Raw genomic sequence first — 16,701 nt, forward strand, 5'->3', positions numbered from 1 at the left:
CGATATTCATTAGCGTGATTCCCCTTCCACAAGCAGTGTTGGAATAACACTCTCTCCACCGTGTATCGTTTCCATTCTAAGGACAACAGCGTTATTGGCATTGATGTAGTCTGCTAAATTAATCGCTGATTCACCTTTATAGATATCCCAAGCTTGCGTAGACTCGTTAAACAATGACATATTAAAATTATTGAAGTAATACTGGTCATTCACCGGTTGGAACGAAGCGTTCGTCTGAGCTGACGCCATTTCTTTCAATGAATAGGTTAGCAGAATAGCTCCATTGTTCAGATAGAAATTATTTTTCCCTTGCATTTCAAGATGAGCATTCTCTTCAGTCGTTACGACAGGTTCGATTAGATATGACTCTGGCATTTGCTCAAGAATAAGATCTACAAGATTAACATTCCACATCGTTAATTGATCTGTTTTCACTTTTTTCTCGTTAACTTGATATAATGACTGCTCACTATAGCTAAATGCTACTAGTCTAAGTGAATCGCCTATTGAAGTTCGATTGTCAATTAGTGCAGCTTCACGTGCATATTCTTCCCAATAATTCGAACTCTGAGGGAATATTTGACCGCCGTAGGAATATCCATATTGATTACCGTTATTTGTAAATTGAAGTGTTGATGTCAATGGTAATTCTGTACTTTCACCATTAGCTAGTTGCCCAATAAGCTCCGCATTCCCACCATTTATGAACGCAAGATGAGAAATATCTACACCAGTATTATTCTGTATCATCAATATGAATTGGTCATTTCGTTTTTCGATAGAAACGTCGATTTGTTCGAATTCATCTTTTCCATATGCTGCAGGTGATTTCAAGAAACTACGTGTTGTCCAATATTTATTCGCGTTCCATTGTAGCTCTTTATGATCCCCATCATATCGAATCACAAATTCTTTATTACTTTTCAACGTATCATAATTACCATTGCTATTGTTCGGTGATAGCCGTACATACTGTTTGTTAGGAACATTAATCGATATATCTTTGTTACTTGCCAGAAACACCGATCCAATTCCACTTACGATCGTTGTATCTCCTGATTGCTGAACAATATCAACATTGTGAACATAATTTTCTGTTTTGTTCATGGCGCCTGCATAGATTACGATAATCGTTGTCAGCACTGCACTTGCTGGAATCATCCACCACGCCCATTCTCGCTTGTCCACACGCTTCAATATCATATATAAAATTGGCGCGACTAGAAAGACATAGATTGCGAAAACTAGCATTAGTAGCATTACAGGAGGAGCTTCTAGTCTTGGAAAATATTGAATTGCCTGCTGTAATGTCCAATTCATATCTTCATTATAGTAGTTTCCAGACATCGCTGCCGGCATCAAACTTTCAGATAAAAGTGTTTGGATAAAGGAAGTTCTGCCTTCCCATACCGAAAATGGTTTTAAGCCCAAATCAAATGCGGTATATATTACTTTGCCTAGCCCTACATTATGTTGAGCAATGATTGGCGTGTCATTACTCGTTAAGATCGACTGACCACGAATTAATGATCCTTGTGTAATTTGAATGGGATCAAGCGGGTTTTCTGATAGAGCAAATTGCTCAATTACCGAAGTATCTGTTAACGTCGTTGTGCCTTGACCACTTACCGGTACAATATCTGTAATAGCTTTCATCGTTTCGCCGTAGTTTGCACCACCGCCAACTAATAACGTTCCACCTTTGGCAACCCAATCTGTTAGAGCCTCTACTTTCTGCTCTGACCATGTACTTGTAATCACATCATTCAGTACGAGTACTTTGAACATATCGAGTGATTCCGCTGTTTCAGCAACAAAATCCTCTTCAATTATTACTGTCGTAAGATCATAGCCTTGGCCTTTGAGTAATAGCAGAAAATTCAAAGTATCAGGATCGGCTGCAATAATTCCAACCAATGCTGTTGATCCGACACTGTTCCCTACGAGGTTAATATCTCCTGTTACTGCCAGCTGATCTCCCTTTTCCATATGTCCTTCAAAAAATTGAAAAGAATTAAACTTAGCATTGAAATTGCCATCAACAACCATGTTCAATTGAATTTCACTACCACTGACAATTTCAACAGGAACGACATGCGAAACAGTGTTAGCTTGGTCAGTACTAATATTTAGCACCAATTCCCCTGTAATATCACGATCAAAGTTATTTTTCAACGTAACAAATACAGGTGTTGGCATACCCTCTTGATACTGTCCATCGTACCCAACCTTAGCTCCAATATGGATACTTTTTTTCTCCTTGTTGTCTACTGCTGCACCGAATACTACGGATGATGAGTTCATTAACGACCAGAGCGTTAACGGGATCAGCATAATGAGTACATATAGCAATATTTTTCGTTTATTTACATTCAACACAATGTTTCCCCTTTCGTTTCCACTAATTAATGATATTACTATGTACTATTGGGCACTATTTCGTCTAGCATATACATCATTAACGTCATATTTAATGAAATAGTTGCATTCGAGCTAGACAGCCTCGCCTCCTTCAAAACATCCATATTATATAGACGAACGAAACTAGGTTAACCACTGCAAAATAATAATGTGACAAAGTGAATGGTTTCAATTACATTATTGTAGGGAGGGATTTCTAATGAACCATCTACAATCTAGAAAAATTCAATCCGTTATCTTTCTATTCGTAACGCTATTTTTCTGGATATCCATGTACATCTATGTACCTATCTTAACACCACATTTATCCAATTTGAATTATTCTTTACAATTTATTGGAGTTGTTTTAGCTACATATGGATTAATCCAACTATTATTTCGCTTTCCACTAGGCATTCTATCTGACCATTTACAAAGAAGAAAACCGTTTATCATTATCGGTATGCTTTGCAGTGTGTGTAGCTGTCTCTTATTTCTAGTACCTGACATCTGGATCTTCCCAGTGCTTGGGCGAGCGTTAGCAGGAATATGTGCTTCGACTTGGGTAGCGTTTACAATTATGTATGCTAACAATTTCAAGCAGGAGGAAATGCCAAAGGCAATGGCGCAAATTAGCTTGTACACCGTCATTGGCCAATTTATCGGAATGATCGCTTCAGGCTGGTTATCCGATCTGTATCAATATCGCATAACATTTATCGTTGGCGCAATCATTGGTGCAATTGGCTTGTTGCTTTCCTTTCTATTATACGAACAGCCGCCAGCAAGTAAGCAAAAGGGAATGTCCTTTAAGCTCGTTGGATCGGTACTCCATTCACGGCGCGTCTTGTTTGCCTCGCTGCTCTCAATTCTCGCTCATGGCGTTCTTTTCATTACGATGTTCGGCTTCACGCCACTTAAAGCGATTGAGCTTGGAGCAACGGGTACTCAGCTGACCATTCTAATCGCTTGCTTTATGATTCCACATGCGATTGCTGCCACAGTAGCTTATCCAATTATGCTAAAGCTGCATCATCGCGGTACATTTGCCATTAGTTTTTTCATAAGTGGACTATGTACGTTAGCTTTAATATTCGTCGATTCATTACCACTCATGTATATAACGCAAATATTGAATGGCTTTGCACAAGGACTTCATCTACCATTATTGCTTTCGTTTGCTATATCCCGAGTGGAAAGTAATGTTAGAGCAACAGCGATGGGGCTCTATCAAGCATTGTATTCTGTAGGTATGTTCTCTGGCCCGCTAATTGCAGGTATGCTCAATGAAAGCTATGGGATCAATAGTGGCTTTCTGTTCGGAAGTATACTAGCCTTCATCGCACTACTCGTAATTCCATGGTCGCTTTATGTAGATTTCAAAAACAATAAGGTTCAATAAGCAGACTTTCAGAACCGAGAAGCTGGAGCGCTACTTGTTAAAGGGGGAGCATCATGAAAAACATTCTAGTACTCGACGTCGGCGGCGTCCTCGCAGCCAACCTTACGCCACAGCTTTGGCAGAACTTAGCCAATGTAGCGAATACATCTATCGATACGCTGTACACATCCTATAAAAAAGAAATTAGTAAGAGGCTTTGGATCGGAGAGTATACAGAGGGGCAGTTTTGGCAATGGTTAGAGCGATATGGCATTCAGCTCACGATTGATCGGCAACGTGAGCTCATTGCCCAAGCGTTACAGCCATTGCCTGCGCTCCAGTACCTTCAGCAATGGTCACAACTAGCAGAAATCCATATCATGAGCAATCATCTTAGCGATTGGCTTCAGCCTCTGCTAGCCCCTTATGAAATGTATATTGAACGTATTCATGTATCAGATCAAGTTCGTCTTAGCAAGCCGAATCCACAATGGTTTACGCTGCTTCATGAACAATTTAACGACGCTACATCGATCTGGTTCGTAGATGACAGCGACCATAATGTAGCAGCAGCCGATTTAATTGGCTGGAATACCCTCTTAGCCGATCAATCGCATAGCTGGATTGCTACATTAAGCGAACAACTGCAATTAGCAAGCAATAGCCTACCACAGTAATTAACAATATAGTATCCTGCTTTCGCCACTTTACTTTATAGACTACGCGCTGACCGAGCTTAGAGACGACGAAACCTCTAAGTTCAAGGCTTGTAGCAAGTTGGTCTGCAAGCTTTAAGCTGCCTCTCATAAATGGCATCATGAGCATAACGATGCCATTCCACGATATCGCTGCATGAATATTCAATTTCGCTCTTGCAATGACATTAGTTCTCTGCCATTTGGCCGCTAAATTAGGAATGAGTCGAAAGATTAATGATATTAGCATCGTGTATTGATAGATCGGTATGCGGATCAACGATAGCCACCCAAAGCTTTGCTCTAAAGCCCGCTGCAACCGAAACGGCGTTAGTAGCTCCATAATCGGTAGCGCTATGCCAATCATTACAATTAATTGCGTCATCCGCAGCATGACACCACTCGCTTTTTCTAGATCAAAGCCAAACGGTGCCAGTTGGAGCCCCCCTACTATTGTGAATAGTAGTGCCATCATGATGAACGGTAGCAATATAGACAACCACTTTTGCCACTGACGATGAAAGATACTAATGACGATGATCGCCATTATACCGAAAGCTAGCGTTGACAACCAATCATTCCATAGCACAATCGCTGAACTGCATAGCAATAGACTTACGAGAATCGTTCTCGGATCAAATATCTGATTCCAGAAGGGTCTACTACGTCCGCTAGCCTTGTCAAAGCTTCGATCAATGTCTGTTTCCCCATTAAATTTGTCAAAGCTTCGATCCATTCCAGGTTTTCCATCTAATATTTCCCCAGCTCTTTGCGTTTCGACTTTACTTACAACCGTGTCGCTTTCCGTTGTTTGCTTATCTATTAATTGTTCATACCAAAGCTGTTCAATGCTGTTCGCATGTAACTGCCATTGTGCTATTTGCTGCTCCACTAGTCCAGTTTCATCGAGTGTAATAAGGTGGTCTAATAACGGTAGCAATTCCCCCCATTGGTGGCTAATAATGATCGTACCGAGACCATGCTCATTACGTTGTTTAATGGCCGTTATTAATTGCTGTTGTCCTTCATAATCCAATGCCGCAAGCGGTTCATCCAATAGAAGCCACGGAGTTTCGCTTGTAAATGCGAGTGCTAATGCCGCTTTTTTCTGCTGTCCAATACTAAGCTGCTGTACATTAACGTGCAGCATATCTTCGCTCACACCAAATAATTGAAAATAATGTGTAGCTACTTGCCCCTTGCCCTTAGCCATTGTTTCAAGCTTATCCTTACGAATCGCTTTATTGATTAACGAAAGCTCTTGCGCTACCGTCTCACAAAGCCAACTCTCTTCCACATGCTGTATTTGGATCGTGGTCGCTTGAAGCGCCTGCTTATTCCACTTTTTCCGTCGTATTCGCACAAGCTGTAGCTGCTCTGTTCCGATCAATATATGTCCATCTACGACTGCTCTCATTCCAGCAATCGCTTCTAGTAAAGTCGTCTTGCCAGCTCCATTACTACCAGAAATCCCGTAGCATCGCCCCGCTGCAAACGTATAATCTAGCTGCTGCAGTTGATCCTCATAGAAGCGAACGCGCTCCAATCTAATATCAGCTCGCTCACTCAACAGTATGCACCTCCTTCACAAGCTGCTCAATATTGAAGGGCAGCTGTGTGATGGAATGACCTAATCCGATTAACTCCCTAGCTTTTTGCACAGCCCATGGAATTGGCAAATGAAGTCGCTCTGCTTCGCTAGTACCTGCCTCTTCTTCAAATAACTGCTGGGCACTCCCAACAAAACGGAGTGCCAGCTTGTCCATTACCCATACCGTATCGCTATGTTGTAATTCATCTAATTGCTGCGTAATCCAGATGACCGCAATATTTCGCTCTGCACAATAAGCTCTGATCTGCTTCATAACGATCTGCTTCGCACGAGGCGCTAGCATCGACGTAATCTCATCTAAAATGAGCAATGGTGTCTCCATCATTAAACAACCTGCGATCGCTACTAGCTGACGCTCACCGCCTGATAGCTGCTCGATCGGTAGATGTAGTAAATGATCGATATGTAAAGCAGAAGCAATCTGCTCAATCGCTTCTGCATATTCGATATGATGCGAACCGAATTGCTCATAGGAAATAACCAGATCCTCATACGGTGTTGATCCTAACAAATATTCACTTGTCGTCTGCGTAATAATAGGCAGTGTATCGGTAAAGTTTCGCTGCTCGAGCCCTTCAATATGTAGACGATCATGCTCATGTCCCGATATATATTTGGCTAATGTACTTTTGCCTGAACCATTATGACCTATTATGTTAATCCACTGCCCGCAACATATAGTAACCGTGAACGGCTGCAATAAAATATGCTGATCTAACTTTGATGTGACTGTTAATGCTTCCGCTTTATATATCATTTCACGAACTTGAATAATTTTATTTCCCCCCTTCACAACAATAATAATTTATGCTAAACTGCTGTTTGTTAACCTAAATAACATAATAATAGGTTTACAATGAATATGCAATACTATTTGAAAGGTGGACCACTATGAAAGTTGTATCTATGCGCTCGCTCGTCTACATCGCTTTATTCAGTGCACTCTTTATTGTTTTTACTACATTACAAATCAAGCTCTCATTCTCGCCCGTCCCGATTACATTGCAAACATTGGCGTTCGTTCTAGCCGGTATCTTTCTCAAGCCTAGAGCTGCTTTTCTCAGTATTTTTATCGTTATTATATTAGGAGCAATCGGCTTGCCTGTATTCGCTGGAAAAAGTGGATTAGCTTATATTTTCGGACCTACTGGCGGATTCCTCTTCTACTTCCCTGTTGGATCTCTTATTATTAGCTATCTCACTCAACTAGGTTTGAACTTTAATTTTAACAAACAAACAAAACTATTGTCGATTACATATTTCGCTGCTGTATTTATCGTCTTCGGCCTAATAATGCCTTACGCAATAGGTATTCCCTGGTTTATGGCGGTACTTGATATGAGCTTTACAAAAGCAATGACGCTAGCATGTTACCCTTATTTATTATTTGATTTCATAAAAATGGCCATTGCCGTAGCAATAGTGATGACGATGAAAAAAGGTATTCAGTATATGCGACTACAGCAATAGGCGCGCTCCGAGAACCAATTGATCTACTCTACGAAGATTGAGTTTACTATTCTTAATTCTTACTCAAAGGAGTAATCAGTACTTAAAGAGACAAAGCTTCACTTGAGCGGACACATAAGCCCTTATTTGTAGTTTCTTGGGCCGAATGGAAATCTGACGGACTCAGAATCCGCTATTTGTCCGAAATGGAGTCCGAATGCATCTATTGGTGTGGAATAAGTGCGTCTGTGTCCGGTAATGTTCGAAAATAGAGGCATGTACAGCAAATAAGGTTTCTTGTATCCGCTATCCATCGAATTCAAAATCAAAATCAACCTTGATTGATATTCAAGCACTGATTTTGGTTTTGAGCCATATTTTCGGTTTGCCCCCTCAATATGTTTCCACCCGAAAAAATCCACCTTTTGAAAAGGAGGATTTTTAACTATAGTTATCCGTTAGTTGAGCAAATAATCAATTGAAGGAAGTCCCCCTACTCGATAGAATAGAGGATTGTTATTTAGGACTGATACTGCATTATCTCTATTATTTCTTCACGAGTGCGTTCGTCATACTCCCGAGTGCAAAGATGAAGCACTTTTGAAATCATTTCTTGTGACATTGCTTCTTTATTTATGTTGTCTTCTCCGAATTCTTTTTTTATTGCTTTGAATGTTTGTTTGTTAAAAGTAACATTACCATCATCTATTTTAATTAAGGCATCAAGAATGTTTTCTTCTTGGAATGGTTTTACTACAAAGTCCCTCGCTCCTTGTTCGAGAATCTCAAAGATTACAGGCAAGAAGCCTTTAGCGGATAAAACTAGAATCTTTGCGTCTTTGTCGATCTCCTTTATTTTTTCCGTTGCAGTTATACCATCCATTACAGGCATATTAATATCCATGATAATAAAATCTGGTTTTTCATCAGAAAACTTCTCAATAGCTTGTAGACCGTTCTCCGCCGTCAGAACGAGATAACCATGCTTTACTAGGATTTCACCCAGAATTTGTCGCATAAAAGCCACATCATCAACTATCAAAATCTTTTTCACACTCATTCCCTTTTCATCCCTTTCTATCTCGTTTATTCTTCGATGAACAGAAGCGATTTTTTTCTCAATAGTATTTTTATCAATCTCAAGTTGTTGGAGCCTTGCACTTAGGGCTATTTTTAACCTTTGTTTGTCCAAATACGCCTCTGTATGTAGCAGTTCCCTAATGGCATCTAAACTGAACCCGTATTGTTTAAGTTCAATTATTAATAATAAATGGCTAACTTGTTCTTTCGAATAATACCTGTAACGGTTGCTCTCTTCAACGTGTATCGGCTTTAGCAAGCTAATTTCGTCGTAATACCTTAGTGCATCGACTGATGTTTTAACGATTTTCGATATTTCTCCAATGGTATACACAAAGCCCCTCCTTTTCAGATGTTCCTCATTAACCATGATAAACCCTCGGGTAACTCCAAGGTCAAGTTCATATTTCTTGATATTCTTAGAAGGTTTTTTTTCGTATCAATTCTTCCTAAAGGCGACTTAATAAGTGTCACCATCCTACGTTCAACTGCCCGTTACTTCAATGTTCAAGTGATATTAAGCTCGGTGATTGCCATATCTTATTCCCATATCTAACCCAATACTTCTCTCCAACTGCAATTACACCACTAATATTCAAGGATGTTGATACGCTGGTTATCCTCCTACTTTCATTTTCTAAGGAAATTGAGGTATCACGAGAATCAAAAAAAGTAAAATTGGATGTTAATGCTAACTAAAAGTTACGACCCCCAATATAATAGTCAGCACCACAATAGCTACCAATGAGGATACTTTCGTATAACGAATTGCCCCTTCAGATAGTTCAGGTTCTTCTTTATACATCCATCGTTTCCCCCATAATAAACTTTCCTCAGGACAAAAATAAGTCCATATTAATATTCCGTATAAAGGAATAATAAAAACAATAAACATTACAATAATTTCAGCTATATTTTCCACTGCATCAGCTCCCTTTACCATGCCCCAGTTCAATCAACCTTTTTTTATTTATAATATCGGGATATGTATTATTCAACTATCGTTCTCGGTTTGATTTTCCTTGTGTAGAAATATAGATAATAAGATTGATTATCCCAATACCTGTAATTGCTAAAAATAAAAAAAACGATACAGGGTCTCCACCTAATCCAATCTCATCAACGATGATTCCACTATAGTATAATAGTTGACCAGAAACTAAAATAGCGATAGCTGACAAACTAAGGACAGTAAAACCGTTAATCAGTTCATTTTTTAATTTAGGGATTATAATTATAAAAAATAAAAGTAGAGATATCACCAAAATAGTGATGAAGATAGGTCTTAGCAAAATGAAGGCACCTAAAGTTTCAAAAGATTTTTCTGTGTACAATTCTACTTCTCCTCCAATGTATATTCTTATAATTCTATATGCTCTTATTAATCTATACTGCCCATTAGTGGAATACCGAAAACTAGCTAATATATTGAAGAATTAACTGATATAGTGCTATGCAGAGCCCTAAAATACTCGCTTTCATTTTAGATAGATGGTATCTTTTACTGCCAAACAAGTAGAAGAAAACTACTATAAAACCCAACGGAATCCATAGTTGAAAGACCCCTTCTTTTTTATAGAGTTAATTTTCACAGTCCCAATATACAATTTTCATTTACACCCTATACGGAAACCCTAAGAGATTTGTTGCACATAACTACTCGTTAGTGCGGAACATCTTTTACAATTTTTTCTTCCATCCACGTAACTTAATGTAATAGTAGGTCGGTAATACTGCGCACAAAATTATTAGGACTGCCATAAGGAATTTCATATAGCTACACCCCTCCAGTTGGTGATTATTCTGAACAAAATACAACACTACATATACACTAATAACATAAATATTTCCAATCGTTATTACTCAACTATCGTTCCCAGTTAGCTCAATGAATAGCTGGACAAAATTTACATTAACACTTATTCTATAACTGATATTGAAACTTGATGTGTAGAGAGGATGTTCTTATTGTCCCATTCCGAACTGAGCAACGATTTAATAAAAGACACGATTGAATCTCTAGCAAACCTGTTGGAGGAATTTTATGTTTTTCCAGAGACAGCAGTAAAAATTCGAGTCGATCTTTTTGAAAAGCTTTCTGAAGGTGAATATAGAGAAGCAGTTAATGGGCATGCCCTATCCGAAGTCATAACAAATCAAATGCAGAAAATAAGCAATGACCTCCATTTAAATTTATCCTTTAGTGAAGACGTATTACCCTCAAAGTCCAATGATTTTGGGAGCAGTGAGTATACGGAACTACGACTAAAACTAAATAACTACGGGTTTGAGAGGGTGGAGAGATTACCAGGAAATATCGGATATCTAGTATTAAATGAGTTTGCACCTCCTGAGCTTGCAGGTGAAACAGCAGCAAACGCTATGAGTTTTGTGGGAAATACAAGTGGATTAATAGTAGATCTTAGAAATAATTCAGGTGGAACCTCTTTTATGGTCGCATTCATCTCCAGTTATCTGTTGGATAATTCTTCACCCGTGCATTTGAACGATCTTTATTGGCGCTCTTTTAATGTCACACAATCATTTTGGAGTTTACCTTTCGTCCCTGGAAAACGATTTGGTGGAGACAAGCCTATTTGCATATTGACTAGTAACATAACCTGTTCGGCGGCTGAGGAGTTCGCCTATAGTTTACAAGCCCTTGATAGAGCACAAATTATCGGAGAAAAAACTAGAGGGGGTGCAAATCCAGGTGGCATCCATCGAATTAACGACCATTTTCAAGCATTTATTCCGAATGGTCGTGCGATTAATCCAATTACAAAAGATAATTGGGAAGGGAGCGGCGTTATTCCCGACTTAAAGGTTGCTAGTGAAGAGGCTTTTGATATAGCCTATAAGACACTTCTTAATAAAGTTCTAGAGAACTATTCAAAACATCCGTATCAGGGAGAAGAGCAACTAATAGCAGAGATCAAAACCAAATTAACATTGCTTTAATCGTTACTTCAAGCCATTTAAATAAAATCAATTCACAGATCAAAAAGCTGCCGTTGTAATTCGGCAGCTTTTTGAGTTCAGCTAATGTATCTCGTTAGTTGAATAAATGCTTTGATATGCACCCTAAAATAGTGTTGTAATAAGGACAATAATCACAAACCTTCACACAACAGAATAAAACGGAATAAACACGAAATAAATCATTGACAAAGCTGAACAAACGCGAATATAATGAAGTCATCACCGGTTAAATTTTTCCATTTTGGAGGCGACTAAATTGTTCTCAGAAGAAAGGCGCGACAAAATCATTGAGCTTCTTAACAACGATGGGCGAGTATTGGCAAAAGATTTAGCGGATATGTTTGACTTATCGATCGATTCGATCCGCAGGGATTTATCCATCATGGAAGAGAAAGGATTACTGAAGAGAACACATGGCGGAGCAATACCTGCTTCTAAAGTGCGTAGCACTCCTTTACCTACGTCGGAACGGTACCAGGAAAGCGCACCACATCAAGATGCCATTTCAAAATTAGCGGCATCTTTTATTAAAGAAAAAGATACAGTTTTTATTGGTGGAGCAGGTATTCATTACGGCATGTTAAGGTTTCTTCCCGAAATCCCCTTAACAATTCTCACTAATTCAATGAATATTGCTGAATCTTTGAAGGAAAGGAAACTAATTGATACGTATCTTATTGGCGGTAAAGTAAAGCCATCCGGTAATATAACTGATACACTGGCTAACGACTTCATACGGCAATTTTCAATTGATATTTGCTTTATGACTGGTGGAGGAGTTTCAAAGAATGGGATAAGTACCTCGACTCCTGAAGTAGCTAGCTTTGGCAGAGCTGTTAGTGAAGTTTCTAGAAGAACAATATGTTTAGCCCCTCATGAGAAACTGGGTGTTGACTTCTTTGCTAAGCAATGTCCAATCACACAAATTGATGTTCTTATCACTGACGATCAAGGTAGTATTGACGTAATTGAAGAAATTGAAAGTAAAGGTATCAAAGTGTTGATCGCTAGCACAATTACAACAGAAATAAAGGAATAGATCAGTCCATTTGCACTGGTGATCTATTCCCTCTTATGAGAGTCGCTTATGGGCGACTCTTTTTATTATAATCTAATACTGATTTTTCAACTATCCTGCCCGTTCGTTGAATAGCGGAGGATCACTAAAGGCGAGTCCACCGCTATTTCGTGCTAAAAAAATCGCCGATAAAGTTCTCTCCGGCGCTCACCACGGAGCTGAGCATAGATTTGCGTGGTTGATGCTTTTTCATGCCCCAGCATACCTTGGATGAAATCAAATGGTGCACCGTTATCAAGTAGTTGGCATGCATAGGTATGTCTACTAGGCTTTAATCGATCTGCTTGTTTGGCCAAGTACTCCTTCAGCATTGTTAACGTGATCTCTGATATTTCGAGATCGCCAAGTTCCAACATCAGCATTTTGTGCTGGAGGACATAAGCTTTTAATGTTTTCGGACTAAATCCTTGAATACGTTTGTCAGCCTCGTACAACCGCCACAAAACACTCAAGTTCATAACAAAACCTCCCTTTAGAAGCTATTAATCTAGTTTGCTTCTAAGTAGAGGTTTTAAACTACGTACCTTTTGAACTAGCGAACGTTAGCTTAATAGTTTAATCAAGAACAAAGAAGTCATCAAAAGATTGACCCTCTAATGTATAAAGCATTTTATAAATACCTAGTCTTCGTCCTTGTAGACAATCGGTATATAGGATACTACATAATCGAAACCATAAGAGATGTATTCATACTCTTTGGTCTCATCCCACTTGTCTATAAATAACGCTATACTTTTCATTTCAACCGTTAGTAGCTTAGCATTAAAATCATCACCAAATACTTGTAGAAACTCCTCCGGGTCTTCTTGTATGTAATTATTAAAGCAAAACCAAAAACCAGAAATGGATGTTTTTTCAATATCTTTTTTTACAGCCCATAGTCGTAATTCTTTGTCCATCAATCAGTCACCTCTATGCTATTACCCTTTAGTTGATAAAAGGTTGCCTTTATAGCATTGAACGATCGTTCCCCTTTAGCGCAATCCCGACAGATACGGAAAGCTTTACTCACTAACCTCACCCGCTTTCTTTTTAAGATCGTTAATCCAGTGATAAATATCCATCTTCCATACCTTATCTTCTTTTTGCAAGCCTAATAGCAGGGAATGTGTCATGATTCCTACTCCCGCTGTAACAACTAAGGTGACTTTATTCTCCTCTGCGGTATTTTCATCAATTTCTATGGATTCATAATATCGGTAATGAACTGCTATGTCTGAATCATGATTCGACGCATATTCAAAATATTCATTGCGGAACGTATCCTTATCTGGCAACAGACCCACATTATAAGTGATCGCATAGATCACATCAGGATCACCAATGGAGAGGGAATGTAGATAAACCAGTATCATGTCCTCTGGGGTAAAATCGTAAAGATAATGCAACTCTCTATCCGCTCTAAATTTCACAAATGCTTCCTGCTTCGCCACTGACAACTGTTCCAAATAAGAAAACCTTTCACCGTTCTCATCATTAATACTTTCGATGTTACCATTAGTATCAAATAGTTCCTCGTCAAAGTGAGAGTCTGAAGGTTTGATGCTTTTTAAAAAAGGAGATCGAAGTTTATTACTATAAGAAGTAATAAAATAACGCTTACCCACTTCAATTAATGGTAGTCCTAATTCTGTTGTTTTAATTTTTTCTATTGTTCCATTTCCCTTCTCAATCATGATAAAACTATTTCCTTTTTCTGTAACGGTGGCAACTGAAATACTTCGGGCAAATATATTATAATAATAAAATATTCCAGCTATACATATGATGATTGCCAAGGATAACACTATCCCTGTTGATATTTTTGACACTATGAATACCTCCTTATATTTCTTATCCATGAAATTAACCTTCATACCTTAATCACCAATTTGATTTATTTTCCGTTTCCCCTCAATTATCCTGCCCGTTACTTCAATGGAAAAGCTGAGCTCCCATGTTGCAAGCCCCTCCACTATCTTTCTCCGTTAGCTGAACTCTTAGAAATTAAAGATAATTGCATGCGCAGACTTTTTTTATCAACCTTATCTACTGCAGTTCGAGGGAGAGTATCGAGAATAAAAATCTTAGTAGGCCATTTATATCGTGCAAGGTTAGGTTCACAAAACTCCCACAACTGTTCCAGTTCTAAGTTACCGTCTTCTCGAAGAACTATACAAGCAACGAGTTCCTCTCCTTCACTAGGTAGAGGAAGCCCAATAACAGCTGCTTCCGCAACCTGTTCATTGGTCACTATCACTTGTTCCACTTCAGGACAGAATACGTTAGAACCACCTACAATGACCATATCCTTGAGACGGTCTAATACATATAGATATCCTTCCGCATCCAGACAACCCCCGTCGCCTGTTCGAATCCACCCTTCGCTCATTGTTTCAATAGAAGTCTCTGGTTGGCGCCAATACCCTAACATCATTTGAGCACCTCGAACAACTATTTCACCAGGCTCATTTTCCGCTGCCTCCCGTCCCTCAGAGGTGATAACTCGAACCTGGAAGGCTTGTTCTCCCTGAACGGCTAGGTCGGCGGGACGTCCTACTGATCGAAGACGAATCGGATCATCTAAATGATGTATTGGTAGTAGTCGACTGATTGCCATCCCACATTCTGCTTGTGAATAGTTGTTGACGATCAACGCTCCTGGAAACTGTGCAACCGCGTTCTCTAGAGTAGCCGGTGAGATGACGGAGCCACCACAACCTATTATCTTAAGGCTTTGCAAATCTTTACCGGTAGCGGAAACCTCGTTTGTCAGGTCACGAAGAATTTGTCCGACCGTGCTGAGGTGCGTAATTTGTTCGCGTTCGACTGCAGCAACTATACGCTGAACGTTAGCCGGATATTCGTCGAGAAAGACCAGACACCCCCCAGCCGCCATAGTCGCCCATAGTTGAAATTGCCCGACAAGGTGCGATAGGTTAAGCACTAGCACTCGACGTCCAATATCGTATCCGAACCCCGCGGAAGGAGTAAATTGATTCCAGGCTGCCATTCCACGATGTGAATGCATTACCCCCTTCGGTCTGCCTGTCGTTCCTCCTGTATAAATAAGTACGGCTGTATCATCAATTTTACGGTCACTCTTGCCAATTGGAGGTGATGCAAGATCCTTTTGTAAAAGGGATCTCAACGAATTAGAACTCGAACCTTCTTCAGTGGTAAATATTTTCAGAGAGCTCGAGAGAAGTTTTACAGCGGAGTAAGTGGTTTCGGCGTGACGATTGTCATGGATTAGAAAGTTCGGTTCAGCGTCATCAAGAATAGCTGCAATTTCTGGAGGGCTTAGCAACGGTGATATCGTAATTGGTATGACACCAATCCCAACAGCAGCGTAGAGAGCAACAACCATTTGGGGATCAGGATCCCCAAGAATCGCGAGTCGATCACCTGGCCGGAGACCCTCCATATAAAGGGCACTCCCGAGCTTTTCAGCGAGATGATGAAGCTCCCCATATGTAATAGTCTGCCCATATCGTAAAAGTGCTGGCGCATCAGAAAACAAACTTGCTGCCAATGGTAGTCGTTCAAAGAGAAACAATGCATTACCCCCTTAATCTGATTTGAAAACTAGGATTAGGGAGAGTATACCATATTATTGGAAATACTAGGAATAACACTTTTCAATTACCTTCATTAGCTTACCTAATAATTCACTGAATTAATCTGCCTGTTAGTTCAATGTTCAATTGATATTAAGCTCGGTGATTGACAAAGCGGTATAACTCCAATCCGTCATTTTCCTCATCATAAAGATGCAGTTTTTTTGCAGCTTAGATTGCGAATAACCTTAGTATTTTTCAATGAATGATCAAATGCTTTTTTTCTGACAGGACAGATATATTTTTATTTAGGTATTGGTAAAGAACTATTAAAATACCATCATTCTCCTGATGCGTCTCTTTGAATAATTTAGTTGCTCGATGATGAACTTGTTCGTTATATTCTTCGAGATACTTATCTAGCGACAATTTCGAATTTATTTTTTCCAGTTCAAATCATCCCGATCCACCTAATATTCCCGTTA

The 16,701-nt window shown here is 39.3% G+C and carries 16 protein-coding genes; 5 read left to right on the top strand and 11 right to left on the bottom strand.

Features of this window, described 5'->3' with window-relative positions:
• Positions 1 to 9: 9 nt before the first annotated feature.
• Positions 10 to 2,379, bottom strand: coding sequence for a DUF7408 domain-containing protein (locus tag AC1TO5_RS01070; protein ID WP_482060934.1), 2,370 nt, complete (start codon positions 2,377 to 2,379; stop codon positions 10 to 12).
• Positions 2,380 to 2,620: 241 nt separating this feature from the next.
• Here AC1TO5_RS01070 and AC1TO5_RS01075 point away from each other — a divergent pair, with 241 nt between their 5' ends.
• Together AC1TO5_RS01075 and AC1TO5_RS01080 are read left to right on the top strand one after the other, a co-directional pair.
• Positions 2,621 to 3,802 (top strand): MFS transporter, encoded by a 1,182-nt coding sequence (locus AC1TO5_RS01075; RefSeq protein ID WP_482060935.1) that lies wholly within the window; start codon positions 2,621 to 2,623, stop codon positions 3,800 to 3,802.
• A 53-nt stretch (positions 3,803 to 3,855) separates the two neighbouring features.
• Positions 3,856 to 4,458: an HAD family hydrolase gene (locus AC1TO5_RS01080; RefSeq protein ID WP_482060936.1), complete on the top strand. Its 603-nt coding sequence runs from the start codon at positions 3,856 to 3,858 to the stop codon at positions 4,456 to 4,458.
• On the opposite strand, the gene AC1TO5_RS01085 is transcribed toward AC1TO5_RS01080, so the two are convergent.
• Positions 4,409 to 6,046 carry an ATP-binding cassette domain-containing protein gene (locus AC1TO5_RS01085; RefSeq protein ID WP_482060937.1) on the bottom strand — a complete coding sequence of 546 codons (1,638 nt, stop codon included), beginning with the start codon at positions 6,044 to 6,046 and terminating at the stop codon, positions 4,409 to 4,411. The genes AC1TO5_RS01080 and AC1TO5_RS01085 overlap by 50 nt on opposite strands.
• Positions 6,039 to 6,881 carry an ATP-binding cassette domain-containing protein gene (locus AC1TO5_RS01090; RefSeq protein WP_482060938.1) on the bottom strand — a complete coding sequence of 281 codons (843 nt, stop codon included), beginning with the start codon at positions 6,879 to 6,881 and terminating at the stop codon, positions 6,039 to 6,041. The genes AC1TO5_RS01085 and AC1TO5_RS01090 overlap by 8 nt, the downstream gene beginning before the upstream one ends.
• Positions 6,882 to 6,979: 98 nt before the next feature.
• Between AC1TO5_RS01090 and AC1TO5_RS01095 the strand changes: the two genes are divergently transcribed.
• Positions 6,980 to 7,558, top strand: a complete 579-nt coding sequence (locus AC1TO5_RS01095) for a biotin transporter BioY (RefSeq protein WP_482060939.1) — start codon at positions 6,980 to 6,982, stop codon at positions 7,556 to 7,558.
• Positions 7,559 to 8,057: 499 nt separating this feature from the next.
• Here AC1TO5_RS01095 and AC1TO5_RS01100 read toward each other — a convergent pair whose 3' ends face one another.
• The 3 genes from AC1TO5_RS01100 to AC1TO5_RS01110 form a co-directional block, all read right to left on the bottom strand.
• Positions 8,058 to 8,951: a response regulator gene (locus tag AC1TO5_RS01100; protein WP_482060940.1), complete on the bottom strand. Its 894-nt coding sequence runs from the start codon at positions 8,949 to 8,951 to the stop codon at positions 8,058 to 8,060.
• A 357-nt stretch (positions 8,952 to 9,308) separates the two neighbouring features.
• On the bottom strand, positions 9,309 to 9,539 hold the full coding sequence (locus AC1TO5_RS01105) for a DUF6199 family natural product biosynthesis protein (protein WP_482060941.1): 231 nt from the start codon (positions 9,537 to 9,539) through the stop codon (positions 9,309 to 9,311).
• A gap of 76 nt (positions 9,540 to 9,615) precedes the next feature.
• Positions 9,616 to 9,951, bottom strand: a complete 336-nt coding sequence (locus tag AC1TO5_RS01110) for a hypothetical protein (RefSeq protein WP_482060942.1) — start codon at positions 9,949 to 9,951, stop codon at positions 9,616 to 9,618.
• A 634-nt stretch (positions 9,952 to 10,585) separates the two neighbouring features.
• Here AC1TO5_RS01110 and AC1TO5_RS01115 point away from each other — a divergent pair.
• Both AC1TO5_RS01115 and AC1TO5_RS01120 read left to right on the top strand, forming a co-directional pair.
• Positions 10,586 to 11,578: a S41 family peptidase gene (locus AC1TO5_RS01115; protein WP_482060943.1), complete on the top strand. Its 993-nt coding sequence runs from the start codon at positions 10,586 to 10,588 to the stop codon at positions 11,576 to 11,578.
• 277 nt (positions 11,579 to 11,855) lie between these two features.
• A complete protein-coding gene (locus AC1TO5_RS01120; protein WP_482060944.1) occupies positions 11,856 to 12,638 on the top strand; it encodes a DeoR/GlpR family DNA-binding transcription regulator in 783 nt (260 codons plus the stop codon).
• Between the two features lie 152 nt (positions 12,639 to 12,790).
• On the opposite strand, the gene AC1TO5_RS01125 is transcribed toward AC1TO5_RS01120, so the two are convergent.
• From AC1TO5_RS01125 to AC1TO5_RS01145, 5 genes are all read right to left on the bottom strand, one after another.
• Positions 12,791 to 13,135, bottom strand: coding sequence for a tyrosine-type recombinase/integrase (locus AC1TO5_RS01125; RefSeq protein ID WP_482060945.1), 345 nt, complete (start codon positions 13,133 to 13,135; stop codon positions 12,791 to 12,793).
• A gap of 162 nt (positions 13,136 to 13,297) precedes the next feature.
• The gene (locus AC1TO5_RS01130; protein ID WP_482060946.1) at positions 13,298 to 13,576 is read right to left on the bottom strand and encodes a hypothetical protein; all 279 of its coding nucleotides are present in this window, start codon (positions 13,574 to 13,576) and stop codon (positions 13,298 to 13,300) included.
• 105 nt (positions 13,577 to 13,681) lie between these two features.
• A complete protein-coding gene (locus AC1TO5_RS01135; RefSeq protein ID WP_482060947.1) occupies positions 13,682 to 14,488 on the bottom strand; it encodes a hypothetical protein in 807 nt (268 codons plus the stop codon).
• Between the two features lie 143 nt (positions 14,489 to 14,631).
• A complete protein-coding gene (locus tag AC1TO5_RS01140; protein WP_482060948.1) occupies positions 14,632 to 16,215 on the bottom strand; it encodes a class I adenylate-forming enzyme family protein in 1,584 nt (527 codons plus the stop codon).
• 259 nt (positions 16,216 to 16,474) lie between these two features.
• Positions 16,475 to 16,645, bottom strand: a complete 171-nt coding sequence (locus tag AC1TO5_RS01145) for a DUF3885 domain-containing protein (RefSeq protein WP_482060949.1) — start codon at positions 16,643 to 16,645, stop codon at positions 16,475 to 16,477.
• Positions 16,646 to 16,701: the final 56 nt, after the last annotated feature.

Source organism: Paenibacillus sp. Y930 (assembly GCF_056786375.1).